Genomic DNA, 16,641 nt, shown 5'->3' with positions numbered 1-16,641 from the left:
TGTAGAAAAAGAAGTTGCGCGCGGTTTAAACTGCAAGGGCTCGAACAGCAAGGCAGGAGGTGTCGGGTGGGACGGATTGCCCTGTTTTTGATGGCGCTGGCCAGCGCGGTGCAGGCGGACGGCTGGCAGAAACTGACCACGGACGAGATCTCGGCGCTGCTGCGGGGCAGGGTGGTGGACTATGCCTCTGGATGGCAGGATTTCCGCCCCTCGGGGCGCACGCTGTATGATGCCGGACGCGAGAGTTGGGGGTATTGGGACGCTCGCGACGATCTTTATTGCAGCCAATGGCCCCCCGCAGACGGTTGGGCCTGCTACGAGGTGTTTCATGATGCGGGCAGGGTGCGTTTCCTTGGCACGCGCGGTGATATCACCGACGGTGTGCTGCGGGTCGAGTAGACAGGCGCGGTGAAAGCGTTACAGTTGACCCAGTTTCATCAGGAGGATTTTTCATGACCCTGTTCAGGCCGATATCACGGGGGGTTATGGCCGCCGCGATCTCGTTGTTTGCGGCGTTTCCGGCGCTGTCCGGCACGCCCGTCATCTACAAGGATCAGGGGAAGGCCCTGTTTCAACTGGACGTGCCCGATTTCTGGAATGTGCGTGTCGGCGGCGCGCGCAACCTTCAGGCCCCGCAAGAAGACACACCCCGCGAGGTGCCGCGCCTGATCGGGTTGACGCCGGAAGGCATGGACGATGTGTTCGTCGGCTTTATCGCGCCACGCCAGGTGTCGAGTTTCGAACAGGGCCTTGCCTATATGTCCGAGATCGGGCCGCATCTGGTCAGGGATGCCGAGGTCTCCAGCAGCGAACGCCGCAGAATTGCAGGGTTTCCGGCAATGCGCGTCGCCGGAACCGGCCGGCGCAATGGCAAGACCGTGCATTTCACGGCGGTGCTGATCGACATTCCTGGCCCCCGGATGGCGTTTTCCGTCACGGTTCTTGAGGCCGGGCACGATCCCGCCGTTCTGGACGATGTGAACGCAATCTATGACAGTTTCCGGTCGGCGCGGTAAGGGAGAGCAGGGATGAGACAGTTTCGAAAATCAGCCATGGCGATCGGCGTACTTACCGCGTCCAGCCTGTTTCTGGCCAGCTGCGATGATGCGTCCGTTTATGGCGGGGCCTCGGTTGGGGTCTATTATGACTCGATGATGTGGAACGATTATTACCGGCCCTATCCCCCGCCGTCGCATGGACGCCCACCGGCCAAGCCCGTGCCGCCCATCGCCAAACCTCCAGGGCGTCCCGTGCACCCGATTGCGCCCGCACCGCCGATCCATCGCCCGGCGCCACGGCCACGCTAGGCTGGAAAGACCGGACCGCGATCTGAGCGAAGGGCAGCGCCACCATGGACGTGATCGAGGGCATTGGGCGCTATGCACCCGACACGGCACGGGATGCCGACGCATGGGACCGGCTTGCGGCTTTCGTGAAGAGCGAACCGCAAGCCTTTGATCGCAATCCGGAAACTGGTCACGTGACGGGCTCGGCGTTTGTGCTGTCGCCGGATATGCAATCGGTCTTGCTGACCCATCACGCCAAGCTGGACCTGTGGCTGCAACTTGGTGGCCATTGCGATGGGCTGCGCGATGCGGTGGCGGTGGCCGAAAAGGAAGCTTGCGAGGAAAGCGGCCTTGCGCGTCTGCATCTTGTGTCGGATGCGGTGTTCGACGTCGATATCCACGAAATTCCCGCCAACGCGCGCGAAGCGGCGCATCTGCATTATGACGTGCGCTTTCTGTTCCGCGCCGAAAGCACGGATTTCACCGTGTCCGATGAATCCCACGCACTTGCCTGGGTGCCGCTGGCGCGCCTTCACGATTATAGCCGGTCACGCTCGGTTCTGGTGGTGCGCGACCGTCTGGCACGTTTCCTGCCCTAGACGAACCGGTTACATTTCCCCCATCAGGCGCGGGTCGAACGGGTAGGTGGTCAGGTTTTCATAACCGTCCTCGGTGATCAGCACCTGATCCTCGAGCTTGATGGAAAAGTCGCCGTTCTCGGGGCTGACCAGCGCCTCGACACAGAGCACCATGCCCGGTTCCAACTCGTAATCAAACGCGCCCTCGACCATCTTGTCGGGATAGGCAATCAACGGCCATTCATCGCACAGGCCCACCCCGTGCATCAGGCAGCCGTATTTCTGCGCCTGAAACTGGTCATCCAGCCTGTGACAGTTTCGGCTGATCTCTTCGATGTTCACGCCGGGTTTCAGCATCTCCATATTGGTCATGATATGTTCGACCCCGTGCTGCATGGCATAGATCATGTCGGGGCGCGGTTTCTGGTCGCCGATCCACCAACTGCGCGAAATGTCGATGCAAATCCCGTAAGAGCCGACAAGATCGGTATCAAAACTGACCATCTCGTTATTCTGCACGATGCGCGGCCCGCATTCCTGAAACCACGGGTTGGTGCGCGGCCCGGAAGACAGAAGGCGGGTTTCGATCCACTCACCTCCGCGCCGGATGTTTTCGGCATGCAGCACCGCCCAGATGTCGTCCTCGCTCATGTCGCCGCGCGGTACACCTTCGCGGGCGGCCTGTTCCATCGCGAAAACGGCAGTTTCACAGGCATGGCTGGCACAGCGCATCGCCAGAATCTCATCCGGCCCCTTGACCGATCGGCATTTCTCGGTCAGTTCCTCGCCCTCCATGATCTCCAGCCCCTGCGCCTCTAACGCGCGCAGCCCGTGGATCATGATCTTGTCGACCGCCAGCCGCTTGTTGCCGGGGGCGTGTTCTTCAAGCAGCTTGCGCACTTCGTTGGAAAACACGTCCGCCTGCACATCCACCTTGTCACCACGGTCGAAATAGAACAGGTCCGCGCCCGCGCGCTGTTCCCGCACCAGCGGATTGAACTGGCTGAGGAAGGGCGAATTCTTGTAGTCCCAGATCACCATGTACCCGTCGGCACAAAGCAATAGCGCGCGGAACGGGTTATGCGTGTTCCAAAGCTGCATATTAGTCGAGTCGGTTGCGTAGCGGATGTTGAGCGGGTCAAACACCAACAGGCCGGCATAATCGCGATCCACGATATGCCGGGTCAGCCGTTCCCAGCGATACTTGCGCATGGCCTGCAGGTCGGGCAGCTGCAATCCCGCCTCGGCCCATTCCCCAAGCGCCAGACGGGTCGGTCCGATCTCGATCCGGTCCTGATCGTTGGGGGTGTTGTCTCCGGTGCGATCCCCCCGTGTCGGGTCGATCTTGCGGATATCTCGGTGATAGTCGCGCATGGCTGCCTCCCTAATGGCCTGTCTGCCATCCTGAAAGGCAGAATCAGGCCCGTCCTGTCTGAAACCGACGCGGGAATGGTCTTTTTTGAATGCGCTTGTGGGCGCGGGCGGTTAGGAAAAGGACATGACAAAGATCCTTCAAACCGCCATTCCCTTCAACGCTCTGGAAGAAAAACGCCTGCCGGGGATTGCTCCGCTGGACATGGCGGACTGGATTATCGTGGACGAGGCCTATGCCGGCCAGATGGCGCGGCGCGAGGCGCTTTTGGCCACACAACGCGACGATGTGCTGGCGCTTGACCCGTTGTCCATGGCCGCGGCGCAGGAGTTGCTGAACCTCGTTCTGGATCAGGTTTTATCGCGTGAAAACAATGGATTCAGGCGTGAAGGGGATGTGGTGACTTGTCCCGATGGGCGGCAGGTTCCGATCCTGAAGGACGACCCGCTTGGCACGCTGGGCCGGATCGCGCAGGAAGATTTCTGCCTTCTGGACAAGCGGGGGGATGAACACGTGCTGATGGGCGCGGTTCTGTGTTTTCCCGCCAGTTGGAAACTGTCCGAGAAATACCTGCAACCGCTTGTCGGCATCCACATTCCGGTTGCGGATTATACACAGGACATCGCCAAACGCGTGCAGCGCCTGTTTGACGGGGTGCGCGTCGGCCGTCCTCTCTGGCGCTATAACGCGCTGTGGTATCAGGATCCCGAGCTGCATCAGCCGCGCAGCGCGGAAGAACCCCGCCGCATCGGCGCCGGATCGCAAAGCGGCCCCTATCTGCGCAGCGAAAAACAATCGGTCCTGCGCCTGCCGGAAACGGGCTATGTGGTGTTTTCGATCCACACCTTTGTCGTGGCTCGCGAAGACGTGCTACGGGACAAAACTCTCTAGAGTGTTTTGTACGGGCAAGATTTTTCCAGAAAGATCTCCGGCTCAGAACACCCCAAGGGCAAGCCCGGCGGCCAGCGCCTGTCCAAGGTCGCGGCAGGGCGCAAGCTGAGCCTCGGTCAGGGTCTTTTTGGCCAGGATTTCCTCGGGGGTTTGCGCATGGGTGCAGAGGATCAGCGCAGGCTGTACCTCTTTCAGCCGCCAACCCGTCGCAATGCGGGCCAGTTGCCGCGCCGCGTTTTCGCCATCGGATCCGGCACAGATCATCTGGGCATAGGGCCGCCCCTCGATCCGTCCCAGCACGGGGTAATAACAGCGGTCAAACATCTCTTTCATTACGCCGGACAGCGCGGCAAGGTTTTCGGGCGCGCAGAACAGATAGCCATTCGCGGCCAGAAGATCGTCTGGCGTAACCTCTTCCGCCTTGAGCAGGCGCACATCGCCCTCGGGTTTTCCCGCCGCAAAAGCGGCTTCGGCCATCTGGCGGCTGCCACCGGTGCGGGAATGATAGATGATCAGTAGTGTGGGCATGGATGCAGCATAGCAGCCGCGCTGGAATGAGAAAGGGGGCGCAAGATGCGCATGCGGCGAGGGGCTGGTTTGAGCCCAGAACGACCAATGCTGTACGTTGTTGGAATGTCGTCAAACGGGGCCTGCCAATTCGCTTCTATTCTCCGTTCTTTAGAGAGATGGCTCCAATACTCAGTATACCTATGACTGAGAGTATTGCGCTAGCATCGCGCAGGTTGGTGAGGTCCGAGATCGTTCCATAGGCGGCTGTACCCAGAGCCGTCGAACCCAGACCGACAAGCACCCAAAGCCCCATGACGCGTCCGTGAAAGCCATCAGGAATCGACAACTGGATCTTTGATTGATTGGCTACGCCGACGATGGACGCTGCGCAGCCCAAGGTTCCCGCACACGCCAATCCCAACAACCAACTCTCGGTTTGCGACATGAGGAAAAGCGCGGCAAAGCCAGTGATGCCAAGATACTCAGCAATGTGATTGGGAAGGTTTTTGCTTAGGGCCATAAACGCTGCGGCACAGACTGCCCCAAACCCTGCGGCTGAAAGCAATAGTCCAGCGCCATCTGCCTCCCGACCAAAGGTCGTCGCGGCAAAAAGTGGAAACAGGTCGATCGCTGCACGCCCACCCATTCCGAACACGCCGGTAAGCATAAAAGCTTTCGTGACCCGGTGGCTGTCGCAGATGACAGTCCAGCCATTGTGCAGTTGTGAGAGAAGATTGCCGCTGGACGCTGAGGGTTTCGAGACGTCGTTCCTCAAAGACCATATTACCATTGCCAGCACCAGATTTCCAAGTGCGCCCAAGAGAAGAACCGGCGGGACACCTATTATCACAATGAGAAGCCCGGCCAGAGCCGGGCCAATCATACGGGTCAAGTTAAACACCATCGAGTCCAGGGCGATGGCTCTGGGCAGTAAGGTTTTGGGAACAAGCGCAGGTACCAAGGTCATACGCAGCGGCTGATGAGCCGATACAGTTATCCCTATCAGACATTCGAAACCGATGAGAACACCAACGGTTACGAGGTCGGCGAGCGCAAGAGCGACAAGTGATGTGGTCAAGGCTGCCAGAACAAGCTGAACTGTGACCATCGCGGGGATGACCCGGACCCGGTCGGCAACTGCGCCAAAAAGTGGTCCAATGATGACTGTTGGAACAAGCTGCGCGGTAAGCACAATACTCGACCAAAAGGTTGACTCGGATAGCTCCCACGCGAGCCAAAGCACAGCGACCCGTTGCATCCAAATGCAAGTCAGAGCGACGCTATTTCCAGCGCAGTAACGTAGGTATAAGGCAAATCTCGCTTTGACCATTAGAACACCCTGATTTGACGGTGGGTGCCCAGGCGAACGGCCAACTGAAGACTACGCTTCCCGATGGTTGTCCATCAAATTCTCGCCAGTTGCGTAGCTGCTTAAAAATATCATGTGATCTATTCAGGCGCAAACGGCAATCGTCGCAAGCTGTTGACAGCGGACATTGGAGCACTTGCTACCAAAGCTCACTCAGACCCGCCCAGCAGACTTGGAGCTTTACCCCAAAGAGAAAAAGGGCGCCTCGAAAGGCGCCCTTCTGTGTCACTGTCCCGGTTTTCCGGACTGCTATTCTTAGCAGCTGTAGTACATTCCGAATTCGACGGGGTGCGGGGTGTGCTCGTAAAGCTCAACCTCTTCCATCTTCAGGCCGATATAACCTTCGATCTGGTCTTTGGTGAACACGTCACCGGCCAGCAGGAAGTCGTGATCCGCTTCCAGGGCTTCCAGCGCTTCGCGCAAGGAGCCGCAGACGGTCGGGATGCCTTCCAGCTCTTCCGCCGGCAGATCGTACAGGTTCTTGTCCATGGCTTCGCCCGGATCAATCTTGTTCTGGATGCCGTCGAGGCCGGCCATCAGCAGGGCTGCGAAGCACAGGTAGGGGTTCGCGGACGGATCGGGGAAACGGGCTTCGACGCGCTTGGCTTTCGGCGATTCTGCCCACGGAATACGGACACAACCCGAACGGTTGCGGGCCGAGTAGGCACGCAGAACGGGGGCTTCAAAGCCCGGGATCAGACGCTTGTAGCTGTTGGTCGACGGGTTGGTGAAGGCATTCAGCGTTTTCGCGTGCTTCAGGATACCGCCGATGAAGTACAGAGCTTCCTGCGACAGGTCCGCGTATTTGTCGCCTGCAAAGAGCGGCTTGCCGTCTTTGTAGATCGACATGTTCACGTGCATGCCGGTGCCGTTGTCCCCATAGATGGGCTTGGGCATGAAGGTTGCCGATTTGCCGTAGGACTGGGCAACGTTGTGGATGACGTACTTGTATTTCTGCAACTCGTCCGCCTGTTTGGTCAGCGAGTCAAAGATCAGGCCCAGCTCGTGCTGACAGGACGCCACTTCGTGGTGGTGCTTGTCGGTTTTCATGCCCAGACGCTTCATGGTCGAGAGCATTTCCGAACGGATGTCCTGTGCATCGTCGATGGGGTTCACCGGGAAGTAGCCGCCCTTGACGCCCGGGCGGTGGCCCATGTTGCCCATTTCATATTCAGTGTCGGTGTTCCACGATGCGTCGATTGCATCAACTTCGTAGGATAACTTGTTGATCTTGTTCTCGAAACGCACGTCGTCGAACAGGAAGAATTCGGCCTCGGGGCCCATATAGGCGACGTCACCGATGCCCGATGCCTTGAGGTAGGCTTCGGCTTTTTCGGCGGTGCCGCGCGGGTCGCGCTCGTAGGCTTCGCCGGTGTCGGGCTCAACGATCGAGCAGTGGATCGCAATGGTCTTCTCGGCATAGAACGGATCCACATAGGCCGACGTGGTGTCGGGGATCAGTTTCATGTCCGAGGCTTCGATCGACTTCCAGCCGGCAACCGACGAGCCGTCGAACATGAAGCCTTCTTCAAGGAAGTCTTCGTCGACCAGATCGACGTCAACGGTCACGTGCTGCAGCTTGCCGCGGGTGTCGGTAAAGCGGATGTCGACATAGGCCGCATCTTCGTCTTTGATCAGCTGGAGAACTGCGTCTGCGCTCATTCTCTATTTCCTTCTGTTACAGATAGAATGGGTGGATTACAGGGCGTCCGAGCCGGATTCACCGGTCCGGATGCGGATGGCTTGCTCGACAGGGCTGACGAAAATCTTGCCGTCGCCGATCTTGTCGGTTTTTGCGGCGTCAACGATCGCCTCGATCGCGCCGTCAACCTGATCGTCATCAAGGACGACCTCGATTTTGACCTTGGGCAGAAAGTCCACGACATATTCCGCGCCGCGATACAGTTCCGTGTGGCCTTTCTGACGTCCGAAACCTTTGACTTCGATCACGCTCAGGCCCTGGATACCCGCGTCTTGAAGGGCTTCTTTGACTTCATCCAGCTTGAACGGCTTGATGATCGCTTCGATTTTTTTCATCTCGGGATTCTCCTCACCTGAGTTGTCGGAACCTGACAGACCACTTTCGTGCAGGGGTCACAATTGTCTAAGGTGACGCGGGGCCAACGGGGCAGGGGATTCCGTTGGTGGTGATTAAAAATTAGGCAATGTGCGCGAAAAACGCGCCAAATTGAATCGCGAGAGATCAGAAAATGACCGAATTGCTCACATCTGCCCAAATGCGCGCCATTGAAATGGCGGCTATCGAGTCGGGCGACGTCACGGGGCTGGAGTTGATGGAACGGGCCGGGCAGGGCGTGGTCAAAGCGATTTTCGAAGAGTGGCCTGAGTTGGGTGGAGAGGGGGGCGTTGCCCCCCGTCCTTCGGACTCCCCCCAGAGTATTTCTGAGAAGGTGAAGCAAAGGGCCGTTGTTCTGTGTGGACCGGGCAACAATGGCGGCGACGGGTTTGTCGTGGCGCGGTTGCTGAAAGATCGTGGCTGGGAGGTGGATGTGTTCCTGTTTGGGGACGCCGGGAAACTGCCGCCGGATGCGCGTGTGAATTTCGACCGCTGGTGTGAGATGGGCGCGGTGGAAGCTCTGACCATGGAGCAGGTGGAGCGTGTCTCCGGCGCGACCTTGTTGGTGGATGCGCTATTTGGCACAGGGCTGGGGCGCCCGATCACGGGGGGGCTTGCCACGATTTTGGGGCGCGCGAAAAAACTGTGCAGGACGCATGGCACGAAAGGTCTCGCGATTGATATTCCGTCGGGGCTGTGTGCGGATAGCGGGCGTGCCCTGGGCGCGGTGTTGCCGGCGGACTTGACGGTGTCATTTCATCGCAAAAAGCTGGGGCATGTGCTGGCCGAGGGGAGCGGCCTTTCGGGGTATGCCGCCGTCGCCTCGATTGGTCTTGACGATGTGCTCTCGGCCCAAACCGAGGCGCAGCGTCTTGGCTCGGGGATCGTCCGCGAGGTCAGCCCCCATGTGTCGCGGAAATTGGCGCAGTCCCACAAATTCTGTCACGGCCACGCTCTGATCCTGTCTGGTTCTGCAGGCAAAACCGGTGCTGCGCGTTTGGCAGCGCGGGGCGCGTTGCGGATTGGAGCGGGGCTGGTGACGCTGGGTGTGCCGCATGACGCGCAAGCCGAGGTTGCCGCGCAGATCACGGCGCTGATGATGTGCGAGTTGGGCGATGCCGGGGCTTTCGCGCATGTGTTGCAAGACGGGCGGATCAACGCCTTGTGCCTGGGGCCGGGCCTGGGGTTGGAGCGGGCGCGGCAGTTGGTGCCAGTCGCTTTGGGTGGTGGGGTGCAAACCCGCCCTAAGCGGTCTGTGCTGTTGGATGCGGATGCACTGACGGCCTATGCCGATGACCCCCAGGAGCTCTTCGAAATTTTGCACGACAGCTGCGTGCTGACGCCGCATGCGGGCGAGTTCAAGCGCCTGTTCCCCGAGATTGCTGCCAAACTGGATGCCGCACCGACCTATGGGCCAGCCTATTCCAAGGTCGACGCCACCCGCGAGGCGGCAAAACGGGCAGGGTGCGTGGTGCTGTTCAAGGGCGCGGACACGGTGATTGCTGCGCCGGACGGCCGGTGTGCGCTCCATGCGGCTGTTTATGACCGCGCGGCCCCCTGGCTGGCTACGGCCGGGGCGGGGGATGTGTTGGGGGGGCTCATCACGGGGCTTTTGGCGCGGGGGCTTGCGCCCATGCAGGCCGCCGAAACCGCCGCCTGGTTGCATGTGGAATGCGCCCGCAGCTTTGGAGCCGGACTTATCGCAGAAGACCTGCCCGAACAGTTGCCTGCCGTGCTGCGCGCCCTGGGTGTCTAGGCCACAGTTTTTCCCCTTAACCCAGAATGGGCTGGCAAGGCAGACTGTGTGCAGCTATCATTTCGGGAAACAAAAACGGATCGGGCAGGTCCAGAACAATGGCGGATTATTCTTTCTGGGCTCTGGGCGAGTCCTATATCTCCGTGTCTGGCGGAGAGCAGCTTGATGGCGTCACCCAGGGGGACGGCAGCCATTTGGTGGGCGAAACGATTACGTTGAACGACAATGCCTGGGAGCAGATCTTCGTCAGCGACGGCGGTTCGGATATCAATTTCGACGACAATGACGGCAATCAGCGCCTCGACGGAACACAGAGTTTCGATGGGGTCACCTATTCCAACAACACCCGTATCGAGGCCGAGTATGAATTTACTCTGCGGGACCCCAATACCGGCCTGACCTATCGCGTTCTGTCGGTGAATTTTGCCACGACATCTCCGTCATACGGGACCATCGAGGGGTTGGCCTTTGTGGACGAGTTTCCACCCATCGGTGTCGCGCTGGATGTCATTTCGGCGCGGGAAGGTCCGAGCGGGGGGTCGGCTGTGCCCGAAGGCGAAATTGCCGCACCGCCCTGTTTCACGCCGGGCACGCAGATCCGCACACCTGAAAAAGACCGGGCGGTTGAAACCTTGCAGGTCGGCGATCTGGTCGAAACTCTGGACCATGGCCCGCAACCGATCCGCTGGATCGGCACCTGCACCGTATCTCCGATGCGGATGCGTTTACAGGCCAGTTTCCGCCCCGTGCGAATCCGCAAGAATGCCTTTGGCCCAGGCCGCCCTTGCCGGGATATGCTGGTGTCCCAGCAGCACCGGATTTTCCTGCAGGACTGGCGCACCGAGCTTTTGTTCGGCGAAGCAGAAATGCTTGTCGCGGCGGTGCATCTGGTCAATGACCGGACCGTCACTCTTGCCCCTGCTGTCGCGGGCACAACCTATATTCACCTGCAGTTCGACCGCCACGAAATCCTGTTCTCCGACGGCCTGCCCAGCGAGAGCCTGAACCCCGGTCTGCACGGGTTGCGCAGCCTGCCCGAGGCCAGCCGAACCGAGCTGGCGTCGCTGTTCCCCGAACTTGATCTGACGCGGTCCACCCCCCTCGCGCCCGCCCGCACGATTGCCCGTCGATGGGAGGCGGGGCTCTTGCGCAACTGACGCGGGTTCCTCGCGTAAAATCACGGATTGACACCCTTGCAGCGCGGAAATACACAGCGGGCTCAGTGCGGGTGTGGCGAAATTGGTAGACGCACCAGATTTAGGTTCTGGCGCCGCGAGGCGTGGGGGTTCAAGTCCCTCCACCCGCACCATTTTGCAATCGGAGCTGGACAGAAACCGTAACACCTTGAACGGAAAGGTGGTTTTTGGGGTTCGAATACCCTCTTTCAAGCTGAGCGCGAGTGGCTGAGAAAAAACCAGCCGAAGCACTGTTCGCTTGGATGCCAAGTCGCCTTTTTCCCATATATCGTAGGGACTTGAGAGAAATCTCATGGCGAGTTCGAACATCTCGTCAAATGTGCGGGCGGGGCAAGCCGTTTTGGCTGCTACCTCGTCAATCTTTACCTTTTCTGACTGTAGCTCGGCTAATTTGTTGTCGATGGCTTCGATCACTGCAGCGTTCTTGGTTTGAACGCTTCGCTCAACGAATGCCGACAATTCCCGCTCAATCTGCCGCGACTTGGTTCGAAGTCTTTTCGATTCCTCTTTGGCAGTGCCTGAACGCTTATCCCACGCGTCGCGAAACATACGGTCTGCGAGTTCGAATGTGGTTCGATCTGGAATTACCGATCTCAATAGTTCATCAAACTGATCCTCAACCTTATCCCGGGCAATAGACTTTCCCTTAAGTGGGCAACCTCGTTGCTGGCACAGATAGTACGGATATTTCTTCCCGGTATGGCTCCTTGACCAAGCCGATGTAAGCCTCCGCCCACACGCTTCACAGACCAAGAAACCGCGAAGCGGAAAGTCCTTGTCGATATCCTTGCGAGCCGGGGCAACGCTCTTTGCATTGAGCCTGTCTTGGATGATCAAATACGTGTCGTATGAGATCAGCGGTTCATGCTGAGCCTTGGTGAGGGCGACACCCCACTCCTTCTTCTCAAGATATCCAGCGTACAAAACGTGTTTTAGTAGTTTGGTTACGCCGTCAAAGCGCACTTCTGTACCCCTGTAGTCCTTCGGATACTCGGGTTTGGAATCGAGGAACCGTTTGACCTCCGCTTGGGTTTGAAAACGCTCAGATGCGAAGCCATTCAATGCTTCGGTGACAATTGAGGCGACCGGCTCATCTGGAACCATAATCTTACCGCCGCCGGGGGCTTTTACATACTTGTAGCCCCGAGGAGCCTTGAACACGTTAAAGCCGTTTTGCAGCCGAGCAATCGTTCTGCTCTTGCACTGTTCGGCGTTTTTCAACCGATCGTGCTCCGCAATCGCTGCAAAGATGGTCTCAATGAAACGAGAGCCTGCGTCTTCCCCAAACTTTTGCTTGGGACTCTCAATCTTTGCGCCACAAGACATGATCTTCTCTCGCAATTCAGTATGGGTTGAAACGTCCCGGGCAAACCGCGTGATGTCATCCACTACAACAACATAGTCGGCGCCATTCACGCTTCGCAGGTGTTGTAGAAGGTCGTTCATCCCGGGCCGTTCAGAGAACTTGCCCGATATGACGTCTGTAAAGACTTCAACGACCTCATAACCTTGCCGTTCAGCGTACTCACGGCAGCTACGTTCTTGACTGGATAGTCCGGCACCATCGCTTGTTTGCTTGGCGGAGGAGGCGCGGCAGTAAATGAAGCATAGTCTGGCGGTTATAGATTTCAGATCAGTGAGCATTGAAAATTTCCTTTCTAGTTTGAATGGGCGTTCAGGCTGCATCACGAACAAACTCGTTCGCGATTCTCATCAGATGCGGTCTTGGTTCGGTTTTTCCGATGGATTGCTGAACAGGATGAACTTCGAAGCCGAGATCAATAAACGCCACGATAATGGACCACATCGCTTCCAGAAACTCGGCGCGCTGCTCGCCTGTTAGGCCGGTTTGGTCAAGAAGGCTTTGGTAGGCGTCAACATCGATTTCGACGCTTCGAAGGCGGGACACTTGCTCCCTGTTTCTGACCCGTTTTGGTGTTTTGGCCTGAGTGTTTTCTTTGTCTATTTTCAAATTCGAACCCTCCTTGCTTTGGTGGATGATCGCGTCGTTTTGCTCAGCGACACCTAAGCGTAAGTTCGAAGGAGGTGGTTTTGGCAAGCATTTGTTTTTACGTAATTAAATGTCCGAAAATACGCATTTTCGGACATGCCATTTTGCGTCACAAACCAAGACTGAAACTACGAAAGAAATTCGACGAACAAGCATCGCGTGTGATTTTCTGTGACATGAAAAAAAGTTTGAGAATCGTTGGATTCGGGTTGGTCGGAGACCAGCCTAGGCTTCATGTGAGACCAACTTTGGAAAAAGATCAGTCGTTTCGTAAGCGATTCGTGCCGAACACCTCGGTACGCAGAACACTCTTTAGGGGCATCTTCATGGTGCTGACAGACGACCGACTGGAGTTCTCTTTGGACGCACCACACTATAACTTTCTCGAAATTTCCCATTACAACTTTCATCTTACCGCTGAATCTGGCAACGTCCACACAACCCATTTTAGAAGGTTTTTGAAATGACTTCAGTGAAAGACGCAATCGCTGCTTATCCCAGAGGTTCAGAGTGGAGAGTATGGGATCTCCACATTCACACACCCGCTTCCTTTCATTGGGAAGGAGCCAAATTTGGCGAAGATGAAGAAGAAAACAAGCGTCTCGTTGATGACATGATCGACGCTATGAACAGCGCAGAACCCGAAGTTTTTGCAATCATGGATTACTGGACTTTCGACGGGTGGTTTCGTTTACAAAAGCGGCTTGCGGAGGACGGTGCTCCAATACTCAAGAAGACAGTGTTCCCGGGAATTGAACTTCGGATATGCACACCGACAACTGTACGCTTGAATGCACATGTCGTGTTTTCGGATAAGATTGATGATCAGCATCTTCGGGATTTCCTGTCGACGCTGAAACTTGAAATCATCAGAAGGCCTTTGTCACCTGCCGCAATTGCGGACTACGCGCGTAAAGCGGGCGAAGACAAACTTACCAAACTCGGCACTTCCAAAAATGAGATTTCGAACTGCGAAAGCAAGGCATTGGCGGTCGGAAGCAAAATTGCAGAAATTACACGTGAATCCTATGAAGAAGCCGTAAATTCTGTAGCTGAAGGTATGGCTCTTGCCTTTATGCCATTTTCGACAAGCGACGGCTTGGAAAAAATTGATTGGAACGAGCACTACGCGTTCACAATGAGCCTATTCACGCTACCACCGATCTTCGAAGCGCGAAAATACGATCAGTGGGCTGCTTTTGCTGGTGTCGAAACTGAAGGAAACAAGAAATGGTTTAGAGCCTTTCAAGATGCTCTTTCTGGAAAAGCTAGGCTTGCTGTCTCCGGTAGTGATGCACACCGCTTCGTTGGCAAAAGCGGTTCGAACGATAGTCGCGGCTACGGAGACTTCCCGTCTGGCAAGAAAACTTGGATAAAGGCTAACCCGACTTGGGAAGGGCTGCATCAAGCAATAAAAGAGCCAGCAAATCGCTCGTACATTGGTGAAAGCCCTGCCAAACTGGTAAGGATCGATGAGAACAAGACCTTCTATATAGATCGCTTAGCCGTTCGAAAAAATACGGCCCCTCCAGGAACTCCCAATTGGCTCGCGAACTGTGATTTGGTCCTAAACCCCGACCTAGTCGCAATCATCGGTAACAAAGGAAGTGGCAAGAGCGCGCTCGCAGATATCATTGCTTTGCTGGGTCAGTCGCAGCAGAAAGCGTACTTTTCATTTTTGCGGAAAGACAGGTTCAGAGGAAAATCTGGAGAACCTGCAAAGTTCTTTGAAGGTGAACTGACATGGATTTCTGGCAATAGTCGCAAGGAACTCCTTTCTGATGACCCTGAACCAGAACTTGTCGAACTGGTGCGATACATTCCACAGGGGAGGTTTGAGGCACTTTGCAATGACCACGTCAGTGGTAAGTCTAATGAATTCGAGAAGGAACTGCGCTCGGTTATCTTTGCCCACGTTCCACAGATGGAGCGCACCGGCTCTTCAAATTTCGAAGAGCTTATTGACAGACTCGAAGAGGGGTTTCGCAAAGATCTCGCTGAACAAAGAAAGGCGATGTCGGCACTCAACGAGGACATCGCGAACATTGAGAACCAATTGAATCCTATCGCCATCAAAAACGTTGACGAGCAGCTAAAGCTAGTGAAGCAACAACGCGAAGCCCATGTTGAGAGCAAGCCAAAACAGGTTGCAGAACCGACCGAGCAGCTTACCCCCATACAACTTGAGATTAGGGATCGTATTGTTGCGATCGATGAGAGACTCGAGCAGGTGGCGCAACGGGAAGCCGACTTGCGTGGGTTAGAGAGGAAAGTAACGACAAAAAAGCAATCTGCTGAAAACTTGAGGAGGAAAGTGTCTAGGCTTGAGGAGCAATACAAGGAATATCTAACCACAAGTCAGATGGATGCGGCGAATATCAGAGTTGCGTCGACCGATCTCGTTTCCTTCGATGTCAGATTGTCCAAAGTTGAAAAAAGAGAAAAGCAATATCAGAGGCTTCTCCAACAATTCGCATCTGAGCGCGCAAATTTGCAGAACGAAACACAGAGTCTTTCTGAGGAGCGACAGGAGAAGGCCAAACAACTGGCTGAACCACAGCAACTGTATCAGAGCTACCTACTTTCACTTCGAGGTTGGCAGGCCAAATTGGAAGAGATCGAAGGCTCCAGTGACGATCCCGAGTCTCTGAATGGGATTCTTGCTCGAATAGACTACTTGAAGGAACTTCCTGAGCGATGCAACAAGCTGAAAGGAGAGCGTCGGCTTCTGGTGGCTAGCATTTTCAAGTCGTTGGAAGCGCAGCGGAAAATTCGGGAAGGGCTATTTGCTCCATTGCAATCAGTAATTCAAAGCGACGTCCTCATTCAGGAGGAGTACCAACTAACCTTTCAAGCCAAACTTGAAGCAGGTATTGATCGCTTCTCGTCACAGCTTTTTGATCTGGTTAAACAACATAGCGGTCCACTTAGGGGCGAAGACAAAAGCTTGGAAGCCGTGCGAACAATTTTCGAGGCAGTGGAATTGCGGAAGGAAACTGATGCGGTGACACTTTCTGAAAACCTCGACAAACTGCTTGATGACGCTGCCCGAAACGTCGATGAAAAGTCTCTTGGCCTAGGTCCTATTATGCGCAAGGATCGAAGTGTTTCAGATGTTTACGATCACATTTTTGGACTTCGTTTCATCGAACCGAAGTACACTCTTTTGTTTCAGGAAACTCAAATCGAGCATTTGTCACCGGGTCAGCGAGGAGCTTTGCTGCTTATTTTCTACCTTCTGGTGGACAAAGGCCGAAACCCCATTGTTTTGGACCAGCCTGAAGAGAACTTGGACAACCAAACAATCGTAAGCCTCTTGGTTCCAGTCCTTGATGAAGCCAAAAAGAGCCGCCAGATTTTTATGGTTACACACAATCCAAACTTAGCTGTGGTTTGCGATGCAGAGCAGATCATTCACGCAACATTCAGTAGAAAGGGTGGCCCCGAAATACACTATACATCGGGTGCCATTGAAGACCCCGGAATCAACGAAAAGGTTGTCAATGTCTTGGAGGGTACCAAGCGAGCCTTCGACAATAGGGGAAACAAATATCATTGACGGTTCGTGGCCACCGCAAGGCCACTGCTGACGAAT

14 protein-coding genes, 1 tRNA gene, 1 pseudogene and 1 riboswitch are annotated in these 16,641 nt (G+C 56.1%); of the genes and pseudogenes, 9 read left to right on the top strand and 7 right to left on the bottom strand.

What is annotated here, in order from left to right; all coding sequences use genetic code 11:
• Nucleotides 1-66: 66 nt before the first annotated feature.
• The 4 genes from WNE31_RS07690 to WNE31_RS07675 are packed head-to-tail and all read left to right on the top strand — an operon-like array spanning nucleotide 67 to nucleotide 1,885.
• Entirely contained in the window at nucleotides 67-399 is a 333-nt protein-coding gene (locus tag WNE31_RS07690) for a hypothetical protein (protein WP_349979131.1), read from the top strand.
• A 53-nt stretch (nucleotides 400-452) separates the two neighbouring features.
• Nucleotides 453-1,016, top strand: a complete 564-nt coding sequence (locus WNE31_RS07685) for a hypothetical protein (RefSeq protein ID WP_349979130.1) — start codon at nucleotides 453-455, stop codon at nucleotides 1,014-1,016.
• A 12-nt stretch (nucleotides 1,017-1,028) separates the two neighbouring features.
• Nucleotides 1,029-1,307 carry a hypothetical protein gene (locus WNE31_RS07680; RefSeq protein WP_349979129.1) on the top strand — a complete coding sequence of 93 codons (279 nt, stop codon included), beginning with the start codon at nucleotides 1,029-1,031 and terminating at the stop codon, nucleotides 1,305-1,307.
• Nucleotides 1,308-1,351: 44 nt separating this feature from the next.
• Nucleotides 1,352-1,885, top strand: a complete 534-nt coding sequence (locus WNE31_RS07675; RefSeq protein WP_349979128.1) for an NUDIX hydrolase — start codon at nucleotides 1,352-1,354, stop codon at nucleotides 1,883-1,885.
• A gap of 9 nt (nucleotides 1,886-1,894) precedes the next feature.
• On the opposite strand, the gene dddP is transcribed toward WNE31_RS07675, so the two are convergent.
• On the bottom strand, nucleotides 1,895-3,238 hold the full coding sequence (gene dddP, locus WNE31_RS07670) for a dimethylsulfonioproprionate lyase DddP (protein WP_349979127.1): 1,344 nt from the start codon (nucleotides 3,236-3,238) through the stop codon (nucleotides 1,895-1,897).
• 124 nt (nucleotides 3,239-3,362) lie between these two features.
• Between dddP and WNE31_RS07665 the strand changes: the two genes are divergently transcribed.
• Entirely contained in the window at nucleotides 3,363-4,127 is a 765-nt protein-coding gene (locus tag WNE31_RS07665; RefSeq protein ID WP_349979126.1) for a heme-dependent oxidative N-demethylase family protein, read from the top strand.
• 42 nt (nucleotides 4,128-4,169) lie between these two features.
• On the opposite strand, the gene WNE31_RS07660 is transcribed toward WNE31_RS07665, so the two are convergent.
• From WNE31_RS07660 to WNE31_RS07645, 4 genes are all read right to left on the bottom strand, one after another.
• The gene (locus tag WNE31_RS07660; RefSeq protein ID WP_349979125.1) at nucleotides 4,170-4,655 is read right to left on the bottom strand and encodes a flavodoxin family protein; all 486 of its coding nucleotides are present in this window, start codon (nucleotides 4,653-4,655) and stop codon (nucleotides 4,170-4,172) included.
• Nucleotides 4,656-4,791: 136 nt separating this feature from the next.
• Entirely contained in the window at nucleotides 4,792-5,967 is a 1,176-nt protein-coding gene (locus tag WNE31_RS07655) for an MFS transporter (RefSeq protein WP_349979124.1), read from the bottom strand.
• Nucleotides 5,968-5,986: 19 nt separating this feature from the next.
• Nucleotides 5,987-6,070: riboswitch (ZMP/ZTP riboswitch) on the bottom strand.
• Between the two features lie 191 nt (nucleotides 6,071-6,261).
• A complete protein-coding gene (gene glnA / locus WNE31_RS07650; RefSeq protein ID WP_349979123.1) occupies nucleotides 6,262-7,668 on the bottom strand; it encodes a type I glutamate--ammonia ligase in 1,407 nt (468 codons plus the stop codon).
• Between the two features lie 36 nt (nucleotides 7,669-7,704).
• The gene (locus WNE31_RS07645) at nucleotides 7,705-8,043 is read right to left on the bottom strand and encodes a P-II family nitrogen regulator (RefSeq protein ID WP_138015648.1); all 339 of its coding nucleotides are present in this window, start codon (nucleotides 8,041-8,043) and stop codon (nucleotides 7,705-7,707) included.
• Between the two features lie 173 nt (nucleotides 8,044-8,216).
• Here WNE31_RS07645 and WNE31_RS07640 point away from each other — a divergent pair, with 173 nt between their 5' ends.
• From WNE31_RS07640 to WNE31_RS07630, 3 genes are all read left to right on the top strand, one after another.
• On the top strand, nucleotides 8,217-9,839 hold the full coding sequence (locus WNE31_RS07640; protein ID WP_349979122.1) for an NAD(P)H-hydrate dehydratase: 1,623 nt from the start codon (nucleotides 8,217-8,219) through the stop codon (nucleotides 9,837-9,839).
• A gap of 98 nt (nucleotides 9,840-9,937) precedes the next feature.
• Complete coding sequence (locus tag WNE31_RS07635; protein WP_349979121.1) at nucleotides 9,938-10,996, top strand: Hint domain-containing protein; 1,059 nt, start codon at nucleotides 9,938-9,940, stop codon at nucleotides 10,994-10,996.
• A 67-nt stretch (nucleotides 10,997-11,063) separates the two neighbouring features.
• Nucleotides 11,064-11,148, top strand: a tRNA-Leu gene (locus WNE31_RS07630).
• Nucleotides 11,149-11,641: 493 nt separating this feature from the next.
• Here the strand turns inward: WNE31_RS07630 and WNE31_RS07625 are convergent.
• A pseudogene (locus WNE31_RS07625) lies at nucleotides 11,642-12,679 on the bottom strand (recombinase family protein); the annotation flags it as partial.
• Between the two features lie 31 nt (nucleotides 12,680-12,710).
• A complete protein-coding gene (locus WNE31_RS07620) occupies nucleotides 12,711-13,007 on the bottom strand; it encodes a hypothetical protein (RefSeq protein WP_349979120.1) in 297 nt (98 codons plus the stop codon).
• Between the two features lie 502 nt (nucleotides 13,008-13,509).
• Here WNE31_RS07620 and WNE31_RS07615 point away from each other — a divergent pair.
• Entirely contained in the window at nucleotides 13,510-16,605 is a 3,096-nt protein-coding gene (locus tag WNE31_RS07615) for a TrlF family AAA-like ATPase (protein ID WP_349979119.1), read from the top strand.
• Nucleotides 16,606-16,641: the final 36 nt, after the last annotated feature.

The sequence above is a fragment of the Shimia fortis genome (genome assembly GCF_040225985.1).
Lineage (GTDB): Bacteria > Pseudomonadota > Alphaproteobacteria > Rhodobacterales > Rhodobacteraceae > Shimia.
The sequence above is the reverse complement of the archived record's forward strand: the minus strand, read 5'-3'. Positions and strand labels throughout refer to the sequence as shown.

Excerpts from the sequence above, each read along its gene's own strand:
- WNE31_RS07685 (WP_349979130.1), top strand. The coding sequence starts at position 453 with ATGACCCTGTTCAGGCCGATATCACGGGGGGTTATGGCCGCCGCGATC.
- WNE31_RS07680 (WP_349979129.1), top strand. The coding sequence starts at position 1,029 with ATGAGACAGTTTCGAAAATCAGCCATGGCGATCGGCGTACTTACCGCG.
- WNE31_RS07675 (WP_349979128.1), top strand. The coding sequence starts at position 1,352 with ATGGACGTGATCGAGGGCATTGGGCGCTATGCACCCGACACGGCACGG.
- dddP (WP_349979127.1), bottom strand. The coding sequence starts at position 3,238 with ATGCGCGACTATCACCGAGATATCCGCAAGATCGACCCGACACGGGGG.
- WNE31_RS07665 (WP_349979126.1), top strand. The coding sequence starts at position 3,363 with ATGACAAAGATCCTTCAAACCGCCATTCCCTTCAACGCTCTGGAAGAA.
- WNE31_RS07660 (WP_349979125.1), bottom strand. The coding sequence starts at position 4,655 with ATGCCCACACTACTGATCATCTATCATTCCCGCACCGGTGGCAGCCGC.
- WNE31_RS07655 (WP_349979124.1), bottom strand. The coding sequence starts at position 5,967 with ATGGTCAAAGCGAGATTTGCCTTATACCTACGTTACTGCGCTGGAAAT.
- glnA (WP_349979123.1), bottom strand. The coding sequence starts at position 7,668 with ATGAGCGCAGACGCAGTTCTCCAGCTGATCAAAGACGAAGATGCGGCC.
- WNE31_RS07645 (WP_138015648.1), bottom strand. The coding sequence starts at position 8,043 with ATGAAAAAAATCGAAGCGATCATCAAGCCGTTCAAGCTGGATGAAGTC.
- WNE31_RS07640 (WP_349979122.1), top strand. The coding sequence starts at position 8,217 with ATGACCGAATTGCTCACATCTGCCCAAATGCGCGCCATTGAAATGGCG.
- WNE31_RS07635 (WP_349979121.1), top strand. The coding sequence starts at position 9,938 with ATGGCGGATTATTCTTTCTGGGCTCTGGGCGAGTCCTATATCTCCGTG.
- WNE31_RS07615 (WP_349979119.1), top strand. The coding sequence starts at position 13,510 with ATGACTTCAGTGAAAGACGCAATCGCTGCTTATCCCAGAGGTTCAGAG.